Source organism: Stenotrophomonas maltophilia group sp. SKK55, from assembly GCF_057179845.1.
In genome coordinates, this window is record NZ_JBXUHP010000011.1 from 166507 (window position 1) to 184735 (window position 18229).

At 66.1% G+C, this 18229-nt stretch carries 21 protein-coding genes, 1 tRNA gene and 1 pseudogene; 6 read left to right on the plus strand and 17 right to left on the minus strand.

The window, feature by feature from the left end; genetic code table 11:
* Window positions 1-92: 92 nt before the first annotated feature.
* The 3 genes from AC2A1N_RS05725 to AC2A1N_RS05735 are packed head-to-tail and all read right to left on the minus strand — an operon-like array spanning window position 93 to window position 1400.
* The gene (locus AC2A1N_RS05725) at window positions 93-701 is read right to left on the minus strand and encodes an ATP-dependent Clp protease proteolytic subunit (RefSeq protein ID WP_242892510.1); all 609 of its coding nucleotides are present in this window, start codon (window positions 699-701) and stop codon (window positions 93-95) included.
* A 37-nt stretch (window positions 702-738) separates the two neighbouring features.
* On the minus strand, window positions 739-1089 hold the full coding sequence (locus tag AC2A1N_RS05730; protein ID WP_049413658.1) for an SRPBCC family protein: 351 nt from the start codon (window positions 1087-1089) through the stop codon (window positions 739-741).
* Window positions 1089-1400 carry an ArsR/SmtB family transcription factor gene (locus AC2A1N_RS05735; protein ID WP_005417843.1) on the minus strand — a complete coding sequence of 104 codons (312 nt, stop codon included), beginning with the start codon at window positions 1398-1400 and terminating at the stop codon, window positions 1089-1091. Before AC2A1N_RS05735 ends, AC2A1N_RS05730 begins: the two co-directional genes overlap by 1 nt.
* Window positions 1401-1486: 86 nt before the next feature.
* Here AC2A1N_RS05735 and AC2A1N_RS05740 point away from each other — a divergent pair, with 86 nt between their 5' ends.
* The gene (locus tag AC2A1N_RS05740; protein WP_061478087.1) at window positions 1487-2179 is read left to right on the plus strand and encodes an aspartate/glutamate racemase family protein; all 693 of its coding nucleotides are present in this window, start codon (window positions 1487-1489) and stop codon (window positions 2177-2179) included.
* Window positions 2180-2191: 12 nt separating this feature from the next.
* Here the strand turns inward: AC2A1N_RS05740 and AC2A1N_RS05745 are convergent, their stop codons facing one another.
* Window positions 2192-2587 (minus strand): hypothetical protein, encoded by a 396-nt coding sequence (locus AC2A1N_RS05745; protein ID WP_061478088.1) that lies wholly within the window; start codon window positions 2585-2587, stop codon window positions 2192-2194.
* Between the two features lie 242 nt (window positions 2588-2829).
* Between AC2A1N_RS05745 and AC2A1N_RS05750 the strand changes: the two genes are divergently transcribed.
* Both AC2A1N_RS05750 and AC2A1N_RS05755 read left to right on the plus strand, forming a co-directional pair.
* Window positions 2830-3345, plus strand: a complete 516-nt coding sequence (locus tag AC2A1N_RS05750) for a DUF3011 domain-containing protein (protein WP_061478089.1) — start codon at window positions 2830-2832, stop codon at window positions 3343-3345.
* A gap of 136 nt (window positions 3346-3481) precedes the next feature.
* Window positions 3482-3568, plus strand: a pseudogene (locus AC2A1N_RS05755) (GNAT family N-acetyltransferase); the annotation flags it as partial.
* Here AC2A1N_RS05755 and AC2A1N_RS05760 read toward each other — a convergent pair.
* From AC2A1N_RS05760 to thrS, 11 genes are all read right to left on the minus strand, one after another.
* On the minus strand, window positions 3547-3888 hold the full coding sequence (locus AC2A1N_RS05760) for a low molecular weight protein tyrosine phosphatase family protein (RefSeq protein ID WP_061478090.1): 342 nt from the start codon (window positions 3886-3888) through the stop codon (window positions 3547-3549). The pseudogene AC2A1N_RS05755 and the gene AC2A1N_RS05760 sit on opposite strands and share 22 nt — an antisense overlap.
* A complete protein-coding gene (locus tag AC2A1N_RS05765) occupies window positions 3885-4085 on the minus strand; it encodes a hypothetical protein (protein ID WP_088496157.1) in 201 nt (66 codons plus the stop codon). Before AC2A1N_RS05765 ends, AC2A1N_RS05760 begins: the two co-directional genes overlap by 4 nt.
* Before the next feature lie 117 nt (window positions 4086-4202).
* A tRNA-Pro gene (locus AC2A1N_RS05770) sits at window positions 4203-4279 on the minus strand.
* 68 nt (window positions 4280-4347) lie between these two features.
* On the minus strand, window positions 4348-4704 hold the full coding sequence (locus AC2A1N_RS05775) for a MerR family transcriptional regulator (RefSeq protein ID WP_053518690.1): 357 nt from the start codon (window positions 4702-4704) through the stop codon (window positions 4348-4350).
* Window positions 4685-4984, minus strand: a complete 300-nt coding sequence (locus tag AC2A1N_RS05780; RefSeq protein ID WP_005410432.1) for an integration host factor subunit alpha — start codon at window positions 4982-4984, stop codon at window positions 4685-4687. Before AC2A1N_RS05780 ends, AC2A1N_RS05775 begins: the two co-directional genes overlap by 20 nt.
* Before the next feature lie 27 nt (window positions 4985-5011).
* Window positions 5012-7393 carry a phenylalanine--tRNA ligase subunit beta gene (gene pheT / locus AC2A1N_RS05785; RefSeq protein WP_242892507.1) on the minus strand — a complete coding sequence of 794 codons (2382 nt, stop codon included), beginning with the start codon at window positions 7391-7393 and terminating at the stop codon, window positions 5012-5014.
* A gap of 87 nt (window positions 7394-7480) precedes the next feature.
* The gene (locus tag AC2A1N_RS05790; protein ID WP_072169124.1) at window positions 7481-8476 is read right to left on the minus strand and encodes a phenylalanine--tRNA ligase subunit alpha; all 996 of its coding nucleotides are present in this window, start codon (window positions 8474-8476) and stop codon (window positions 7481-7483) included.
* 194 nt (window positions 8477-8670) lie between these two features.
* Entirely contained in the window at window positions 8671-9030 is a 360-nt protein-coding gene (rplT, locus tag AC2A1N_RS05795) for a 50S ribosomal protein L20 (RefSeq protein ID WP_005410435.1), read from the minus strand.
* Between the two features lie 11 nt (window positions 9031-9041).
* On the minus strand, window positions 9042-9239 hold the full coding sequence (gene rpmI, locus AC2A1N_RS05800; RefSeq protein WP_005410436.1) for a 50S ribosomal protein L35: 198 nt from the start codon (window positions 9237-9239) through the stop codon (window positions 9042-9044).
* Between the two features lie 265 nt (window positions 9240-9504).
* Window positions 9505-10047, minus strand: a complete 543-nt coding sequence (gene infC / locus AC2A1N_RS05805; RefSeq protein ID WP_019660568.1) for a translation initiation factor IF-3 — start codon at window positions 10045-10047, stop codon at window positions 9505-9507.
* A gap of 48 nt (window positions 10048-10095) precedes the next feature.
* Window positions 10096-11997, minus strand: a complete 1902-nt coding sequence (gene thrS / locus AC2A1N_RS05810; RefSeq protein WP_134968480.1) for a threonine--tRNA ligase — start codon at window positions 11995-11997, stop codon at window positions 10096-10098.
* Window positions 11998-12424: 427 nt separating this feature from the next.
* Between thrS and AC2A1N_RS05815 the strand changes: the two genes are divergently transcribed.
* The 3 genes from AC2A1N_RS05815 to AC2A1N_RS05825 are packed head-to-tail and all read left to right on the plus strand — an operon-like array spanning window position 12425 to window position 14554.
* Window positions 12425-12721: a hypothetical protein gene (locus AC2A1N_RS05815; RefSeq protein WP_005410439.1), complete on the plus strand. Its 297-nt coding sequence runs from the start codon at window positions 12425-12427 to the stop codon at window positions 12719-12721.
* Window positions 12721-12984: a hypothetical protein gene (locus tag AC2A1N_RS05820; RefSeq protein ID WP_061478092.1), complete on the plus strand. Its 264-nt coding sequence runs from the start codon at window positions 12721-12723 to the stop codon at window positions 12982-12984. The genes AC2A1N_RS05815 and AC2A1N_RS05820 overlap by 1 nt, the downstream gene beginning before the upstream one ends.
* Before the next feature lie 10 nt (window positions 12985-12994).
* A complete protein-coding gene (locus AC2A1N_RS05825; RefSeq protein WP_242892504.1) occupies window positions 12995-14554 on the plus strand; it encodes a PepSY-associated TM helix domain-containing protein in 1560 nt (519 codons plus the stop codon).
* A 36-nt stretch (window positions 14555-14590) separates the two neighbouring features.
* On the opposite strand, the gene AC2A1N_RS05830 is transcribed toward AC2A1N_RS05825, so the two are convergent.
* Together AC2A1N_RS05830 and pnp are read right to left on the minus strand one after the other, a co-directional pair.
* Window positions 14591-15781 carry a glycoside hydrolase family 18 protein gene (locus AC2A1N_RS05830; RefSeq protein ID WP_484371751.1) on the minus strand — a complete coding sequence of 397 codons (1191 nt, stop codon included), beginning with the start codon at window positions 15779-15781 and terminating at the stop codon, window positions 14591-14593.
* A gap of 280 nt (window positions 15782-16061) precedes the next feature.
* Window positions 16062-18170 (minus strand): polyribonucleotide nucleotidyltransferase, encoded by a 2109-nt coding sequence (gene pnp, locus AC2A1N_RS05835; RefSeq protein ID WP_005417884.1) that lies wholly within the window; start codon window positions 18168-18170, stop codon window positions 16062-16064.
* Window positions 18171-18229 lie beyond the last annotated feature (59 nt).

The window sequence follows — 18229 nt, forward strand, 5'->3', positions numbered from 1 at the left end:
CGTCCACTTCAGAACATCTAACCAGCATAGAGCGCGCCGGCCTGGCGCGGCACACACAGTGCAGCATGGATGCGGTGGTTACAGAGGCAGGCTCAGGCCGCGAGCGCGTCGCGCCGTACCAGTACCTGGTCGATCAGGCCCCATTCGCATGCCTGCTCGGCGCTCATGAACCGATCACGGTCCAGGGTCTGTTCGACCTCCTCGAAACTGCGTCCGCAATGCCGCGCATACAGTTGGGTGATGCGCTGCTTGGTGCGCTGCATCTCCTCGGCGTGGATGAAGATGTCCGAAGCCTGGCCCTGCACCCCGCCCAGCGGCTGGTGCACATGCAGGTTGGCATTGGCCAGCGCCGCGCGGTGACCCGGCTCGCCGGCCATCAGCAGGAACGAACCCATCGACCGCGCGGTGCCCATGCACAGCGTATGCACCGGGGCCGAGATGTATTGCATCGTGTCGTACATCGCCAGGCCGCTGGAGATCACCCCACCCGGCGAATTGATGTACAGATGGATCGGCTTCTCCGGATTTTCAGATTCAAGGAACAGCAGTTGCGCGCAGACCAGCGCCGATACGGTGTCATCGACTTCGCCGTTGAGAAAGATGATGCGCTCGCGCAGGAGCCGCGAGTAGATGTCATAGGAGCGCTCACCGCGCTCGCTGCGTTCCACCACCATCGGTACCAGCTGCATTCTGTCCCGCATGTGCCTGCTCCCTGTAGCGTTCGATCCAGGCGCCGGCTCAAGCCGCGCGCATCACCGTGCGATGGTCATCGTTGGACGCCGGCGGTATCAGCGCGCGCCGGTCGGTGAGCCGATGCACGATGGTCAGCACCGTTCCCCCATCCTCATCAGCGCGCAGCCGAAAACACACAAGGCTGTGCAGATGTGGGGGCTGTGCATCGCGCAAGCGGAATCCCAGCTCCCGCCCCTCCTCGCACAGGCAGGGCTGTGGATCGGCAAGATCGGCGGCAGGCAACCAGCGCTCACGCAGTGCCGGGTCGAACAGTGCGCGCCAGACCCGTTCCGGCGGCGCAGGCAACCGCTGCTCCATCACCAGCGCGGGAGCCGCTTCCTTCAGTACATCGTCCATCAGTCCATCTCCTCCAGCAGGTTCTGCAGTGCGGACATCCGCGCCGGCCAGTAGGCCCGGTATCGCTGCAGCCAGCGTCCGATGTGGGCCAGCCCGCGCGGATCGACTTCATAGTGGACGAAGCGCCCCTGGCGCTGCTCACGCACCAGCCCTGCATCGCGCAGCACTGCCAGGTGCTGGGACATCGCAGACTGGCTGATCGCAATGCCCTCGCGTAGCGCGCTGGCATGCCGCCCACCATCGGCCAGCTTTTCGAAGATGTGGCGGCGGGTGGGGTCAGCCAGCGCCTTGAACAGGGCGTTCTCGATCATGATCAACACATTAGCAGTCACTAATGTATGGTGCAACTGCCACACCTGCTGTGCTGCAATGACGACTCCCTGGCATGGAGCAGTGCATGAAGACCCTTGGCCTGATCGGCGGGATGAGTTGGGAAAGCTCGGCGCAGTACTACCGTCTCATCAACGAGGCGGTGCGGAACCGCCTCGGTGGCGCCCATTCGGCGCAACTGCTGCTGTGGTCGGTGGATTTCGCCGGCATCAAGCAGTTGCAGCACGATGGTCGGTGGGATGTGCTGGGCAACCACATGCTCGATGCCGCGCGGCGACTGCAGGCCGGTGGCGCCGAGCTGCTGGTGATCTGCACCAACACCATGCACACGCTGGCCGACCGGATCGAAGCCGAGTGCCCGCTGCCCTTGCTGCATATCGCCGACCCGACCGCCACGGCGATCCTGCAGGCAGGCATCCGCAAGGTGGGACTGCTCGGCACCGCCTTCACCATGGAGCAGGCGTTCTACCGCGACCGGCTGCAGGACCGCTTCGGGCTGCAGGTACTGGTTCCGGAGGCTGATGATCGCCGCTGCGTGCACGACATCATCTACCAGGAGCTGATCGCCGGCGTGGTCAGCGAGCACTCACGGCAGGCCTACGCCGGCGTGATCGCGCGCCTGGTCGCGCGCGGCGCCGAAGCGATCATCCTCGGCTGTACCGAGATCATGCTGCTGGTGCGCCCAGAAGACAGTGCGGTGCCGTTGTTCGACACCACCACCCTGCACGCGCTTGCGGCGGTGGACGCTGCGCTGGCCTGACCGCGCGCAGCGTCAGCCTTCGCCCTGGACTTCCAGGGCGGTGATCAGCCAGTCGACCACGGCCTGCGAATCACACAGGAAGAAGATGGCATCACCCGAACGCGCCTCGGTCAGCAGTCGATAGACGGTAATCGCCACCGCCGACTGGTTGGCGATGAACACCTCCGGGCTGCGCGGCCCTTCGCTGTGGCCAGCCACGGCGTGCAACGCCTTGCGCGCAGCCACGGTGGCGGGCGGGTCTGCGCTGCGGGTCAGTTCCGGCCCGCGCAGGCCCCACGCAATGAACACATGCTTGCCCTTGAACGTGGTGTCCAGGACACGCACCTGCCCGGCCTCTGCGCCAGCCGAGCGATGAATGACGGTACTGCTGATCAACGCAACCCCCTGTGGTCGTCGTGGTCCGCGCATCCTCCTCCGCAAGCCGGCTGCACGCCAGTGACGGCAGCCACAGGCTGCGCCGGCATGCGTGGGAGACATGTAAGAAGGTGTAAGCCGATGCGATCGGATGTGCCGCGATGATAAGGGATGTAAGGCCCTGCATGGGCCGGTGCGCACTACTAAATCCCCACTGAGCCAGCGCCGGAACGATCCGTTCCGACGGCCTCGGGCTGGTCCATTCTTGCGGCCCATTCCCTCTGCCTAGGCTCTCCATGACCCATCGCCTGTTGCTGCCGATTTCCACCTCCGCCCTGGCCCTGTTGCTGGGGGCCACCACGGTGGCCGCCCAGGACTACGTCAGCGATCACATTCCGCCGCTGCGTTGCGAGTCGCAGTTCAACAAGACCCAGCAGTGCCCGATCGAAGGCCGCATGCGCATGGCCAGGCAGCTGTCGGTCACCCGCTGCGTCGAGGACCAGAACTGGGGCCAGAGCCGCCGAATGCTCTGGGTCACCGAAGGCTGCCGCGCTGAGTTCGTGGCCGACGAACAGGGACGCGGCCGCTGGCCGGGGCGCGGCCGGGACCGTGACCGGGATGACGACGGCGAGCGCCTGGTCTGCGAGTCCTACGAACAGAAGGACAAGGAATGCCGCATCCGGGTGCGCCATGGAGTGCGCCTGGTCAAGCAGAAGTCGGTGACGCCGTGCGTCGAGGACCGCAACTGGGGCTGGGACCGCCGGGGGGTGTGGGTCAGCGACGGCTGCCGTGCCGAGTTCCGCGTGTATTGACTGCCGACCACACGCTGGCTGTGGCGGATACGCAGACACGGCCGAGGTGATCGATGGGCTGGGCGCATCCAGTCCAGGAGCCTGCGATGGCACAGCCGATCTTTCCTCGACGATGCTGCATATCCGCGAGGTGATGCCCGCCTCGGGTTTCATCGACAGCGGCATCGTGCATGGATTGGACGAAGGCGATCCGGAGCTGATCTACCGCTTTTCCGGCAGCTGATCGAGATACATGGTCACCTTTGCGTCCAGCAGGTCCATCAATACCGGATCCATGCAGCGATAGTCGTCGGGGATATCCAGGCAATGCAGGCGCTTGTGTTCCAGCAGGCGCGCGTACGCGGCCTGCAGGCGATGCTGGTGCTTGGCCTCCATCACGAAGATGACATCGGCCCAGCGGATATCCGCCGGGCCGATGGGGCGTCGTGCGTGCGGGCTGGTGCCGGCCGACTTCGCGTTGAAGCCGGGCCGCCGTCGCCACATGGCTTCGGCGGTCGGGCTCCGCAGCTGGTTGCGGCTGCAGACGAACAGCAGGTTGATCATTCCTGTTCCTGCAGTTGGCGGGCGCTGAGGACCGGATAGGTGAAGCCCAGCTGGCGTGCACGCGCGAGCTTGGCATCGCGCGTATACAACAGCTTCCAGTTCTTCTCGGGCTTGTAGCGGTAGGCCGTCGTGGCGCGGTCGCCACCACGGTTGCGGGCCTGGCTGCGACGCCAGGCACGGTTTCTTGCAGATTCCATGATGTGTTCTCGTGAGTACCGGGTTCAGCAGCCGCGGTAGTACGAGTGGCGCGCAGCATACACCGCACGCACAAAAAAGCCCACGCATCGCTGCGCGGGCTTCTTGATTCATCACAGTGGTCGGGACGGCCGGATTCGAACCGACGACCCTCTGCCCCCCAGGCAGATGCGCTACCAGGCTGCGCTACGCCCCGACTGATGCTGCGATGTGCCCGCCAGTGCGGCGGGCCGTGAAGTATAGCGGATTACGATGGAAATAGGATCAGCGGCGCAGCAACTGCAGCACTTCTTCCAGCTCCATGCGCACCTGTTTGATGATCTGGTTGCTCAGCGCCGATTCCTCGCGGGCATCGGGACCCTCCAGGCGCAGGCGTGCACCACCGATGGTGTAGCCCTGTTCGTACAGCAGGCTGCGGATCTGCCGCACCATCAGCACGTCATGGCGCTGGTAGTAGCGGCGGTTGCCTCGGCGCTTGGCCGGCTCAAGGCTGGGAAACTCGGTTTCCCAGTAGCGCAGGACGTGCGGCTTGACGTCGCACAGCTCGCTGACTTCACCGATGGTGAAGTAGCGCTTGGCCGGGATCGGCGGTAGTTCGCGGTTACTGCCCGGATCCAGCATAAGCTTCCACCCTCTCCTTGAGCTTCTGGCCCGGCCGGAAGGTGACCACCGTACGGGCGGAAATCGGAATTTCCTCGCCGGTCTTGGGGTTGCGACCCGGGCGCTGGTTCTTGCGCCGCAGATCGAAATTACCGAAGCCCGACAGCTTCACCTGACGTCCCTGTTCCAATGCTTCACGCAGCACATCGAAAAACGCGTCGACGAATTCCTTGGCTTCCCGCTTGTTCAGACCGACTTCGTCGAACAGCTTTTCCGCCATCTCCGCCTTGGTCAATGCCATTGCCTGCTACCCCCGAGTGCTGCCCGCTCAGCCGCGGATCCGGGCGTGGTGTTCACGCTCGATGGCAGTGACCGCCTCGGCCACCACCGCATCCACGTCGCGGTCCGTCAGAGTGCGCGACTTGTCCTGCAAAATCAAGCCCATAGCGAGACTCTTGAATCCCGGCTCGACGCCCTGGCCAACATAGCGATCGAACAGGTTCAGGTCGCGCAGCAGCGGGCCGGCGGCCTGGCGGACGGTGGCCGCCAGATCGGTCCAGGCCACCTGTTCAGGCACCAGGAACGCCAGGTCGCGACGCACCGCCGGGAATCGCGACAGCTCGCCGGCACGCGGCAGGCGGCGGGCGGTCAGCGGTTCCAGGTCCAGCTCGAAGGCATAGACGTCGGCTTCGATCTCCATCGCCTTGGCCAGGCGCGGGTGGATCTGGCCGATCCAGCCGATCGGCACGCCATCGCGGAACACCTCGGCCGACCGCGCCGGGTGGCCGTAGGCACGGGACGACGGGCGGAACTCCAGTACCGCACCACTGGCAGCCGCCAGCGATTCCAGGTCGCCCTTCAGGTCATGGAAATCGACCTTGCGGGTCGGCAGGCCCCACTGCACCGCCTGGGCCTCACCGCAGACAGCTGCCGCCACGCGCTGGGTTTCCAGCGGTGCCGGTTGGCCATCTCCGGCCTGCTGGGCGAACACGCGGCCGAGCTCGAACAGGCGCACGCGGCCGAGCTGGCGGGCGGCGTTGCGGCCCAGGGTGGCGACCAGGCCCGGCAGCAGCGACGGACGCATCACCGCCAGTTCGGCCGACAGTGGGTTGGCCAGTGGCACCAGGCCGTCGCGCAGCTGCCACTGGGCCAGCAGTGCGTCGTCGACGAAGGCGAAATTGACGGTTTCCTGCAGGTCGCGGGCGATCAGCTGGCGGCGCACGCTCAGCGCGTCCAACTGGGTCTCGCTCGGCATCGCCACGCGCGAGGCACCGCCCGGCAGCGTGGTCGGGATCTGCTCGTAACCGTGGATGCGGGCCAGCTCTTCGATCAGGTCTTCTTCAATGGCGATGTCGAAGCGGCGGCTCGGCGCGGCGACCTGCCAGCCCTCGGCCGTGGCAGCCACGTCCATGCCCAGCGCGCGCAGGATGCGCTCGACTTCGGCGTCGTCGATGGTGATGCCCAGCACGCGGGTGATGCGTGCGCGGCGCAGTACGATCGTCGCCGGCTGCGGCAGGTCATCGGCGCGCACGGCCTCGGTGACCGGCGCCGGGGTACCGCCGGCCAGGTCCAGCACCAGGCGGGTGGCGTATTCGATGGCGGTGCGCGGCAGTGCCGGATCTACGCCACGCTCGAAGCGGTGGCCGGCATCGGTGTGCAGGCCCAGCTTGCGGCCACGGCCCATGATCGCAGCCGGCGCGAAGTGCGCGGCTTCCAGGAACACGGCAGTCGTCGCGTCGGTGACGCGGGTGTCGAAGCCGCCCATCAGGCCGGCCAGGCCGATCGCACGATCGGCGTCGGTGACCACCAGGAAGCTGTCGTCCAGCGCGGCATCGCGGCCGTCCAGCAGCTTCAGCGTCTCGCCCGCGCGCGAACGGCGCACGGCAATGCTGCCCTGCAGGGTGGACAGGTCGTAGGCATGCATCGGCTGGCCCAGTTCCAGCATCACGTACTGGGTGATGTCGACCAGCAGCGAGACCGGACGCACGCCACTGCGGCGCAGGCGCTCGGCCATCCACAACGGGGTCTTGGCGGCAGCGTTGACGCCCTCGATCACACGGCCCAGGTAACGCGGCGCTTCGGCGCCAGCGTCGAGCTGGATGGCCAGCTCACGGCTGCCGGCAGCCGGAATGGCGTCGGCAGCGAAATCCAGCACTTCGCTGCGGGTAGCGGCGGCGACGTCGTAGGCGATGCCGCGCAGGCTGAAGCAGTCGGCGCGGTTCGGGGTCAGCTTGATCTCGATGCTGGCGTCCGGCAGGCCCAGGTACTCGACCAGGGCCTGGCCGACCGGTGCGTCATCGGGCAGTTCCAGCAGGCCGGAGGCATCGCTGTCCAGGCCCAGTTCCTTGGCAGAGCACAGCATGCCGTTGGACTCCACGCCGCGCAGCTTGGCCGGCTTGATCTTCAACTCGCCGATCTGCGCACCGACCATCGCCAGTGGCGCGACCAGGCCCGGGCGGGCGTTCGGCGCACCACAGACGATCTGCAGCAGCTCGCCCTGCCCGGCATCGACCCTGCACACCTGCAGGCGGTCGGCTTCGGGATGGCGCACGGCCTCGACGATGCGTGCCACGACCACGTGATCGAGGCCTTCGCCCAGCGCGGTCACGTCTTCCACTTCCAGGCCGATGGCGGTCAGCACTGCACTCAGTTCATCGCGCGAGGCGCCGGTCGGGACATGGCTGCGCAGCCAGTTTTCGGAGAATTTCATGGTGTCACCCTGGTGGGCCCGGCGCATGCGCCTGGGCCTGCGAATTTAGGAGCAGCCGAGCATGGCTCGGCTCTACATGGTTGCGGCTTACGCGAACTGTTTCAGGAATCGCACGTCGTTCTCGAAGAACGCGCGCAGATCGTTGACGCCGTAACGCAGCATCGCGAAGCGCTCCACGCCCATGCCGAAGGCGAAGCCGGTGTAGCGCTCCGGATCGATGCCGACGTTGCGCAGCACGTTCGGATGGACCATGCCGCAGCCCAGCACTTCCAGCCAGCGGGTGCTGCCATCGGGCTGCTGCCAGGCGATGTCCACTTCCGCGCCCGGTTCAACGAACGGGAAGTAGCTGGGGCGGAAGCGCATCTCGAAGTCGCGCTCGAAGAAGGCGCGCACGAACTCGGCCAGCGTGCCCTTCAGGTCGGCGAAGGTCGAATGCTCGTCCACCAGCAGGCCTTCCACCTGATGGAACATCGGCGAATGGGTCTGGTCGCTGTCGCTGCGGTACACCTTGCCGGCGGCGATCATGCGCAGCGGCGGCGCGTGGTCGCCCATGTAGCGCACCTGCACGCCCGAGGTGTGCGTGCGCAGCAGGCGGCCGTCGCCGAAGTAGAAGGTATCGTGCATGGCGCGCGCCGGGTGGTGCGGCGGGAAGTTCAGCGCCTCGAAATTGTGCCAGTCGTCCTCGATCTCCGGCCCTTCCGACAGCTCGTAGCCCAGCCGGCCGAAGATGCCGGTGATGCGCTCCAGGGTGCGGGTGATCGGGTGCAGGCCGGCACGCTCGCCGTTGCGGCCCGGCAGGGTGATGTCGATGGCTTCGGCGGCCAGGCGCGCATCCAGCGCCGCGTCTTCCAGCAGCGCCTTGCGCTCGCCCAGCGCGCGGGTCAGCGCGTCACGAGCCTGGTTGATCGCTTCACCGGCGGCCTTGCGCTCGTCGGCCGGCAGGGCACCGAGCTGCTTGAGCTGCGAGGTGATGCTGCCACTCTTGCCAAGCAGGGCCACGCGCAGCTGTTCCAGCACGTCGGGGCTCTGTGCGGCGGCCACATCGGCCAGCGCCTGGGTGGTGAGGGATTGGATGTCGCTCATGGGGGGGCCGGAACTCCAGTCGATCTGCCATCGCGATGCGCGAAGGGCCGACCCCTGTCGCCACCGCCGTCCCCGCGCTGCCGCCATGGCCTCGCCGGGACCCAAAAAAGAATGGGGAAGGACTTGCGCCCTTCCCCATGCATTGCCTTGACCTGACACCGTTCCGAGTGAACGGTTACGGCATCGGGAAGGACTTATGCCGCCAGCGCGCCCTTGGCCTTTTCGGCCAGCGCAGCAAAACCGGCTGCGTCGTGCACGGCGATGTCAGCCAGGACCTTGCGATCCAGGGTGATGCCGGCCTTCAACAGGCCGTTCATGAAGCGGCTGTAGCTCAGGCCGTTGATGCGGGCAGCCGCATTGATACGGGTGATCCACAGCGAACGGAAGTTGCGCTTCTTCTGCTTACGGCCGATGTAGGCGTACTGCTGTGCCTTGATGACCGCCTGCTTGGCGACGCGGAAGACCTTGCGACGGGCGTTGTAATAGCCCTTGGCGAGATCCAGAATCTTCTTGTGGCGGCGACGCGCCTGTACGCCACGCTTAACTCGTGCCATTTTTCAGTTCCTCAGAGGTAAGGGAGCATGCGGTCCAGACGGCCTGCGTCTTCTGCACGGACATGGCCCGTCTGACGCAGATTACGCTTACGCTTGGTCGCTTTCTTCGTGAGGATGTGGCTACGGTTGGCGTGGCCGCACTTGTACTTGCCCGAGGCGGTCTTGCGGAAACGCTTGGCCGCTGCCCGGTTGGTCTTGATCTTGGGCATTGCAATGTCCTTGATGGGATATGACCCTGGTTTCTGACTGATCTGGCGGCGGCCTGGGCCGCTCTTTCCGTCCTGCCATGATCGGCGTACGACCCGTCCTGGGTGGGTCGAGCCGGGCATGATACAGGCAAAACCGCCCTGCCACCAGCCCCTGCAACCCTTTCACGGCAATTCACCGGCCTGCCGCAAAAGCGAAGGGGCGCCGATGGCGCCCCTTCACCCTGAACCGTTCAGCCAGGCGCCCCGGAGGGCGGCCCGTCAGGCCTCAGGTCTTCTTCTTCGGCGCGATCATCATGACCATCTGACGCCCTTCCAGGCGCGGACGGGATTCAATGACGATGTCCTCGCCCAGATCGGCCTCGATCCGGTTGGCCATTTCACGACCCAGCTCCTGGTGACTCATTTCACGGCCACGGAAGCGGATGTTGACCTTGATCTTGTCACCATCCTCAAGGAACCCGCGCATCTTGCGCAGCTTGATCTGGTAGTCGCCCTCGTCCGTGACCGGACGGAACTTCACTTCCTTGATCTCGACCTGCTTGGTCTTCTTCTTGGCCTCACTGGCCTTCTTCTGCGCTTCGAACTTGAACTTGCCGAAGTCCATGATCTTGCAGACCGGCGGATCGGCCTGCGGCTGGATTTCGACCAGGTCCAGGCCTTCATCTTCGGCCATGGACAGCGCTTCGTCGCGCGACAACACGCCGATCATTTCTCCGTCACTGCCGATCACGCGGACGCGCGGCACACGGATTTCCTGATTCTTGCGGTTCTGTTTGTTGTCAGGGGTGCTGATATTACGTTCTCCCAAGGGTATCGAACCGGTCCGGGTGCCTGTGCGCCCGGACCGGACCTTTGCTTACGCGCCCTCGGCGTGGAGCCGCTCGATGAAGGCCTGCAGGCTCATGCTGCCCAGATCTTCGCCAGAACGCGTACGCACCGCCACAGCCCCATTTTCCTTCTCGCGGTCACCAATGACCAGCAGGTAGGGCACGCGCTGCAACGTATGCTCACGGATTTTATAGCCGATCTTCTCGTTACGCAAATCCGAGCTGACGCGGAAGCCTTGCTCCGCAAGGGTTTTGGTCACGCCCGAGACGTAGTCGGCCTGGGCGTCGGTGATGTTGGCCACCACCACCTGGGTCGGGGCCAGCCAGGCCGGGAACTGGCCGGCATGGTGCTCGATCAGGATGCCCAGGAAGCGCTCCATCGAGCCGACGATGGCGCGGTGCAGCATGACCGGGTGCTTCTTCTGGCTGTTCTCGTCCACGTACTCGGCGCCCAGGCGGCCCGGCATCATGAAGTCGACCTGCATGGTGCCCAGCTGCCAGGTACGGCCGATCGCGTCCTTCAGGTGGTACTCGATCTTCGGGCCGTAGAAGGCACCCTCGCCCGGCAGCTCCTGCCATTCCACACCACAGGCGGTCAGTGCCGAGCGCAGCGCGCCTTCGGCCTTGTCCCAGGTGGCGTCGTCACCCAGGCGCGATTCCGGACGCAGCGCGATCTTGATCTGGATCTCGTCGAAGCCGAAGTGCCGGTAAACCGCCAGCGCCTGCTGGTGGAAGGCCGTCACTTCCGACTCGATCTGGTTTTCCGTGCAGAACACGTGGCCGTCGTCCTGGGTGAAGCCACGCACGCGCAGGATGCCGTGCAGCGCGCCGGACGGCTCGTTGCGGTGGCAGGAACCGAACTCACCGTAGCGGATCGGCAGGTCGCGGTAGCTGTGCAGGCCCTGGTTGAACACCTGGATGTGGCCCGGGCAGTTCATCGGCTTGACCGCGTAGGTGCGCTTCTCCGATTCGGTGAAGAACATGTTGTCCTGGTAGTTGTCCCAGTGGCCGGACTTCTTCCACAGGCTCACGTCCAGGATCTGCGGGCAGCGCACTTCGCCGTAGCCGCTGTTGCGGTAGACCTTGCGCATGTACTGCTCGACCACCTGCCACAGTGCCCAGCCCTTCGGGTGCCAGAACACCAGGCCCGGGGCTTCTTCCTGCAGGTGGAACAGGTCCTGCTGCTTGCCGATGCGGCGGTGGTCGCGCATCTCGGCTTCCTCGATGCGCTTGATGTACGCCTCGAGCTGCTTCTTGTCGGCCCAGGCGGTGCCGTAGATGCGCTGCAGCTGCTCGTTCTGCGCGTCGCCGCGCCAGTAGGCGCCGGAGATGCGGGTCAGCTTGAAGGCCTTCAGGAAGCGCGTGTTCGGCACGTGCGGGCCGCGGCACATGTCCACGTATTCCTGGTGGTAGTACATGCCCATCGCCTGGATGTCGTCGGACATGTCTTCGATCAGGCGCAGCTTGTAGTCCTCGCCACGGGCCTTGAAGATCTCGATCACCTCGGCGCGCGGCGTCATCTTCTTGATGACGTCGTAGTCCTGGGCGATCAGTTCACCCATGCGCTTCTCGATCGCGGCCATGTCGTCCGGCGTGAACGGGCGCTCGGAATAGATGTCGTAGTAGAAGCCCTCGGCGATCACCGGGCCGATCACCATCTTCACGTCCGGGTACAGCTGCTTGACGGCGTGGCCGACCAGGTGGGCGCAGGAGTGGCGGATGATCTCCACGCCCTCCTCGTCCTTGGCGGTGATGATGCGCAGGCTGGCATCGTGGTCGATGACGTCGCTGGCATCGACCAGCACGCCATCGACGGAACCGGCGATGGTGGCCTTGGCCAGGCCGGCACCGATCGACTGGGCGACGTCCATGACGCTGACGGGATTTTCGAACTCGCGGCGGCTGCCGTCGGGAAGGGTAATGTTGATCATCGCATTGGTTTCGTGCGGGCCCGCGGGGCGGGCTGGAAAGCGTTCCCGGGCCGCGGCCCGGGCAATAAAAAAGCGCCGCGAGGGCGCCTGGAACACAGGGCCTTCGGGGGCAGGTCAACAGTGGGCGGTGGTAGTGCTCATGTCGCACGCTCGGCCGGCGCTGGGCGCGGGCCACCTTGTTCCAGTCAGGAGTCTGCGACGATCTTAAACCAGCGCACCGGAAAGCCCAAGGGCTGCCGTACGGTCCGCTGAATGGCCGGCGCTGGCGGCGTGAAAACGCAATGATTACCATGTCCGCGCAGCCCGCCCCGTGCCAGCCTGCCCGCTTCCCCCAGGACCTCGTGATGCGCCACCCGCTCCGACCGGCTCCCGCCGGCCCCGCCCGTGCCCCGCGTTCGCCGGCCCACTGCCGCGGCGCCCGCCCGCAATGATCACCGTCGGCCTTTCCACCCTGGGCTTCTGCAGCCTGGGCATGCTGGCAGCGATGTTTTCGGCACTGGCCTTCTATGCCGCCTCGCCGCACTGCCGTTGGCCGCGCCTGCGCCGCGCCGGTCGCCTCGGCCGCCAGATCGGCCTGGTCGCCGCGGCTGCCGCATTGTGGCTGTGGATGGCCGAACTCGGCTTCGCTGCCGGTCTGGTGGCGATGCTGTGCACCTGGATGCTCGCCGCGATGCTGCTGCCGGCGCTGGCCGCCTGGCATCGCCCGGGCACGGAGTCGCCGTGATGTGGTCGCGCGCCATCGCCGGCATCATCGCTGGCTTCCTGCTTGCGGCCGCCGCGACCGGCCTGCTGGCCTGGCTGCCGCCCGGCCCGTGGCAGCGCGCACTGGTGCCGACCCTGATCGCCTTCATCCCGTTATGGATGCTGGCCGCCCTGTGGGCGTTCAGCTTCCGCAGCGCACTGCGCGCCTGGCTGGTTCTGGGTGGCAGCGCCGCAGCCGGCTTCGCCGTGCTCGGGCTGCTGCGCCTGGCCGGCGCGGTGCAATGAGAGCTCCCCCATGAAGTTCAGTTCGCAGACGCTGCGCACATTCACCACCCTGCACACCTGGGTCGGCCTGGTCGCCGGCTTCGGCCTTTTCGTGGCCTTCTATGCGGGTGCGCTGACCCTGTTCCATCACGACCTGCCGCTGTGGCAGACCCCGGGCGCCGCCACCGCCCTGCCGGCGGGCCTGGACGATGCGCAGTATCTGCTGGAAGACGTACTGGCGACACACCCGGAGGCCCGCCGCCACGTTGGCATGACCTTCCCCGGTACCGAACACCCGCAGCCCCTGGCGTACTGGCAGGCCGACGACGGCAGCTGGCGCTACGCCTGGCCGGGCCAGATCGCCGGCAGCCCCGCGCCGCCGCAGACCGGACTGGCCGAACTGGTCAACGAATTGCACTACAGCCTCGGCCTGCCGGTGGCCGGCATCTATGTGATGGGCATCGTCAGCCTGCTGTATGGCATGGCGCTGCTGAGCGGCCTGGTGATCCACCTGCCTAGGCTGTTCGGCGACCTGTTCGCGCTGCGCCCGGGTCGCAACCTGAAGCAGCTGTGGCAGGACGCGCACAACGTGATCGGCGTGCTCAGCCTGCCCTTCCACCTGATGTTCGCGGTCACGGGCGCCCTGCTGTGCCTGGTGTTCGTGCAGATGGCCCTGCTCAATCCGCTGATCTACGATGGCAAGGCGCTGCAGGCGGTACCGACCGCGATGGACACTGCGCCGGTGCGCGATGCCAGCGGGATTCCGGCACCACCGGGCAGCCTGCGCGTGCTGCATGCGCGCGCACTTGAAGTGGCCCGCGCGCAGGGCGTGGCCAACTTTGAACCGGCCTACCTGAAGCTGGCCAATGGCGGCGATGCCAACGCCACGATCGAGATCACCGGCGAGGCCAGTGGCACCCTCGGCCCGCTTGGTGCCGTGGCATTGGACGTGGCCAGCGGCGACCTGCTGGCCTCCCAGCTGCCGGGCCAGCGCGACGCCAACCACGCCACGCTCAGCGCCGCCTACGCGCTGCACTTCGGTGAGTTCGGCAACGGCGTGGTGGTCTGGCTGTACTTCCTGCTCGGCCTCGGCGGTGCGTTCCTGTTCTACTCCGGCAACCTGTTGTGGATCGAGTCGCGGCGCAAGCGTCGCCAGCCGCAACAGCCACGTGCCGGTGTGAACATGGCGCGGGCCACGGTCGGCGTGTGCATCGGCCTGTGCGTGGCGATCTCGATCGCGTTCGTCACCGCACTGGTGCTGGAGCGGCTGGCACCGTCGGCGGTCGACCACGGCATCCGCTGGGCCTGCTTCGGCAGCTGGGCAGCCTGTGCGCTGTGGGCTGCACTGCGCCGTCCCGCGCAGGCCGCGCGCGAACTGCTGTGGGCCGCAGCGATCAGCACTGCACTGGTGCCGGTCCTGCACGGTGCACTCAATGGTGACTGGCTGTGGCGGGCCGCCGGGCGTGGCCAGTGGCCGCTGTTCTGGGTCGATGCCATCGCGCTGGCCATGGCCTTCGGCTTCGCCCGCCTGGCCGTCGCCAGCCAGCGCCGCGCCCGCAACGGCGATCCGAACAGCGTCTGGGCGGACTGAAGCGTCGCCGGGCATGGCCCGGCGCCAGCAGGCGACTCAATCGCCGATACGCGCGTTCTGCCACGGGCCGAGCATGGCGTTGAGCAGGCTGGCCTGCTCGTCGTCGCCGGTCAGCTCCCACATGAACACCCCGGCCAGGCCCTGCTCGCGGGCGAACTGCGCACGCAGCCCGATCGAGCGCGGGTCTTCATAGCTGATGAAGACCTTCTGTTCGGCGTTGTACAGCCACGGGCTCTGCGCCTGCGGCTGCCAGTGCCTGGTCCAGCCCGGCTGGTCGAGATAGCGCGCCTTGATCACCCGCCAGTCGCCGGCGTCGGCCGGTGCGCTGTAAGGCTGATACAGGCCATCCGGTGCATCGCCGGTGACCTTGAAGCCGCGCCCGTAGAACGGCACGCCCAGCACCAGCTTGTCGGCCGGTACACCGTGCTCGCGGTAGTACTGCACGGCGCCGGCCACGTTGTTCCAGCGGCGCAGCTCCGGCGCCAGCGGATCGGCCGGCACCTCATGCAAGGGAGCATTGAAGGTCGACACCGACGAGAAGCCGGTGCCCATGTCGTAGCTCATCAGGTTGATGAAATCGAACACCCTGGCCAGCGCCGGCAGGTCGTAGCTCGCCGCCGGATCATAGGGGCCATCGGTCTGCAGGCGACCGGCGGCCAACGCGGCGGTCAGCAGCATCGGCTGGCCAACCTTGCGACCGCGCGCATCGAGTGCCTGGCGGAAGGCCTGCGCAAGCCGGGTCAGGTTGGCGCGATCCTGCGGGCGGTGTGCCAGCTCCTTCGGCCCACCACTGACCGGGAATTCCCAGTCGATGTCCACACCATCGAAGCTGCCTGCATGGCGCTCGAAGAACAGCGCCATGCATGAGTCGACCAGGCGCTTGCGGCTGGTTTCGGTCAGTGCCGCATCGGAGAAGCCGCCTGCGCCCCAGCCGCCAATGGAGATCAGCGTGCGCAGGTGCGGGTGCGCCTTCTTGAGTTGGGCCAGTGCGGCGAAATTCTTCGGCGCTTCCGCACCGACCGTGCAGCGGCCGTCCTCGATGGTGGAGAACGCGTAGAACAGGTGTGTCAGGCGCTCGGCCGGAATGCTCGACACCGGATAGCGCTCGGCCGATCCACCAGGGTAATAGGCGCCGAAGATCGGCTGCTGTGCGGGCGCTGCGTGCGCGGCAATGGGCAAGGCACCGGCAATCAGCACGGCAAGGACGGCCACGGTCTGGCGGAACATGGGATCTCCCGGTTCAAAGGCGCCGCCACGTTAGCAAACCGATGGGGCTGCGGTACGGATGTCGCGGCATGTCGTCCCATGGACAGGCGCGATCCGTGCAACGGTGACAGAACGATGGCTGCGTGGCGGCGATCATGCACTGCAGCAGGACATGCAGCGACCTGGATGAGCGTCTCTTCACAACATCGAGGCAAAGAAAAAGCGGGCCGAAGCCCGCTTTTTCATTTGCGAAAGCGTGAGGACCAACGGTCCTCACCCACCGCACGATCAGCAGTACCGATTATTCGGCGCTGGCGCCTTCGCCTTCTTCGACGGCCTTCATCGACAGGCGGATACGGCCCTGCTTGTCGACTTCCAGCACCTTGACCTTGACCACATCGCCTTCCTTCAGCTTGTCGCCGACCTTCTCGACGCGCTCGCTGGAGATCTGCGACACGTGGACCAGGCCGTCCTTGCCCGGCAGGATGGTGACGAACGCACCGAAGTCCATGATCTTGGCGACCTTGCCTTCGTAGATGCGGCCCGGCTCGACGTCCGAGGTGATCTGCTCGATGCGGGCCTTGGCAGCCTGGGCAGCGATGGCGTTGACCGACGCGATGACGATGGTGCCATCGTCCTGGATGTCGATCTGGGTGCCGGTTTCCTTGGTGATGGCCTGGATGGTCGAGCCACCCTTGCCGATCACTTCGCGGATCTTGTCCGGGTGGATCTTGATGGTCAGCAGGCGCGGCGCGTAGTCCGACAGCTCCTCACGCGGAGCGGTCAGGCCGTGGGCCATTTCACCCAGGATGTGCAGACGGCCAGCCTTGGCCTGCTGCAGGGCCTGCTTCATGATCTCTTCGGTGATGCCTTCGATCTTGATGTCCATCTGCAGGGCGGAAATGCCCTCAGCGGTACCGGCCACCTTGAAGTCCATGTCGCCCAGGTGATCTTCGTCACCCAGGATGTCGGACAGGACCACGAAACGGTCGCCTTCCTTGACCAGACCCATGGCAATGCCGGCCACCGGGGCCTTCACCGGCACGCCGGCGTCCATCAGCGCCAGCGACGAGCCGCAGACCGAGGCCATCGACGAGGAACCGTTCGACTCGGTGATTTCCGAAACGACGCGGATGGTGTACGGGAAGGCTTCCAGCGACGGCATGACAGCCAGCACGCCGCGCTTGGCCAGACGACCGTGGCCGATTTCGCGGCGCTTCGGGCCCATCATGCGGCCGCACTCACCCACCGAGAACGGAGGGAAGTTGTAGTGGAACAGGAAGTTTTCCTTGTACTCACCGGCAACGGCGTCGATGACCTGGCCGTCACGGGCGGTGCCCAGCGTGATGGTCACGATGGCCTGGGTTTCGCCACGGGTGAACAGCGAGGAACCGTGGGTACGCGGCAGCACGCCGGTCTTCACGGTGATCGGGCGGACGGTGTCCAGCGCACGGCCGTCGATGCGGACCTTGGTGTCCAGCACCGAGTCACGCATGGTGCGGTATTCCAGTTCGCCGAATTCCTTCGACAGCTCGGCCGGGTTCCAGCCTTCGGCGGCCACACGGCCGGCCAGGGCTTCGAACACGTCCTTCTTGATCGCCGAGATGGCGTCACGGCGCTGCAGCTTGTCACGCACCTGGAAGGCTTCGCCCAGGCGCGGGCCGATGGCTTCCTTCAGGGCGGAGATCAGCGCGTCGTTCTTGGCCGGGGCTTCCCAGGTCGACGGCTTGGTGCCGGCTTCGACGGTCAGCTCGTTGATCGCGTTGATGACCTTCTGCATTTCGCGGTGACCGAAGGTCACGGCGCCCAGCATCACTTCTTCGGACAGCAGCGCGGCTTCGGATTCGACCATCAGCACGGCGTTGGAGGTACCGGCGACAACCAGTTCCAGCTGCGAGTCAGCCAGTTCGCTGACGGTCGGGTTCAGGATGTACTCGCCGTTCTTGTAGCCGACCTTGGCAGCGCCGATCGGGCCCATGAACGGGGTGCCGGCCAGGGCCAGCGCAGCCGAGGCGCCGATCAGGGCCGGGATGTCGCCGTCCACGTCCGGGTTCAGCGACATGACCGTGGCGATGATCTGCACTTCGTTCTTGTAGTCTTCCGGGAACAGCGGACGGATCGGACGGTCGATCAGACGCGAGATCAGCGTTTCCTTCTCGGTTGCACGGCCTTCACGCTTGAAGAAACCACCCGGGATGCGGCCGCCGGCGTAGAACTTTTCCTGATAATCGACGGTCAGCGGGAAGAAGTCCTGGCCTTCGCGCGCGCTCTTGGCGGCGACGGCGGTGACCAGCAGTACGGTGTCGTCCATCTTGACGATGACCGCACCGCTGGCCTGGCGGGCGACTTCGCCGGTCTCAAGCGTGACGGTGTGCTTGCCGTACTGGAAGGTTTTGGTGATTTTTGCCACGGAGGGTGTCCTTGGGGATGCTGTCTGCGAATTTGGACCGTCGGCGACCCTTGCCGCCA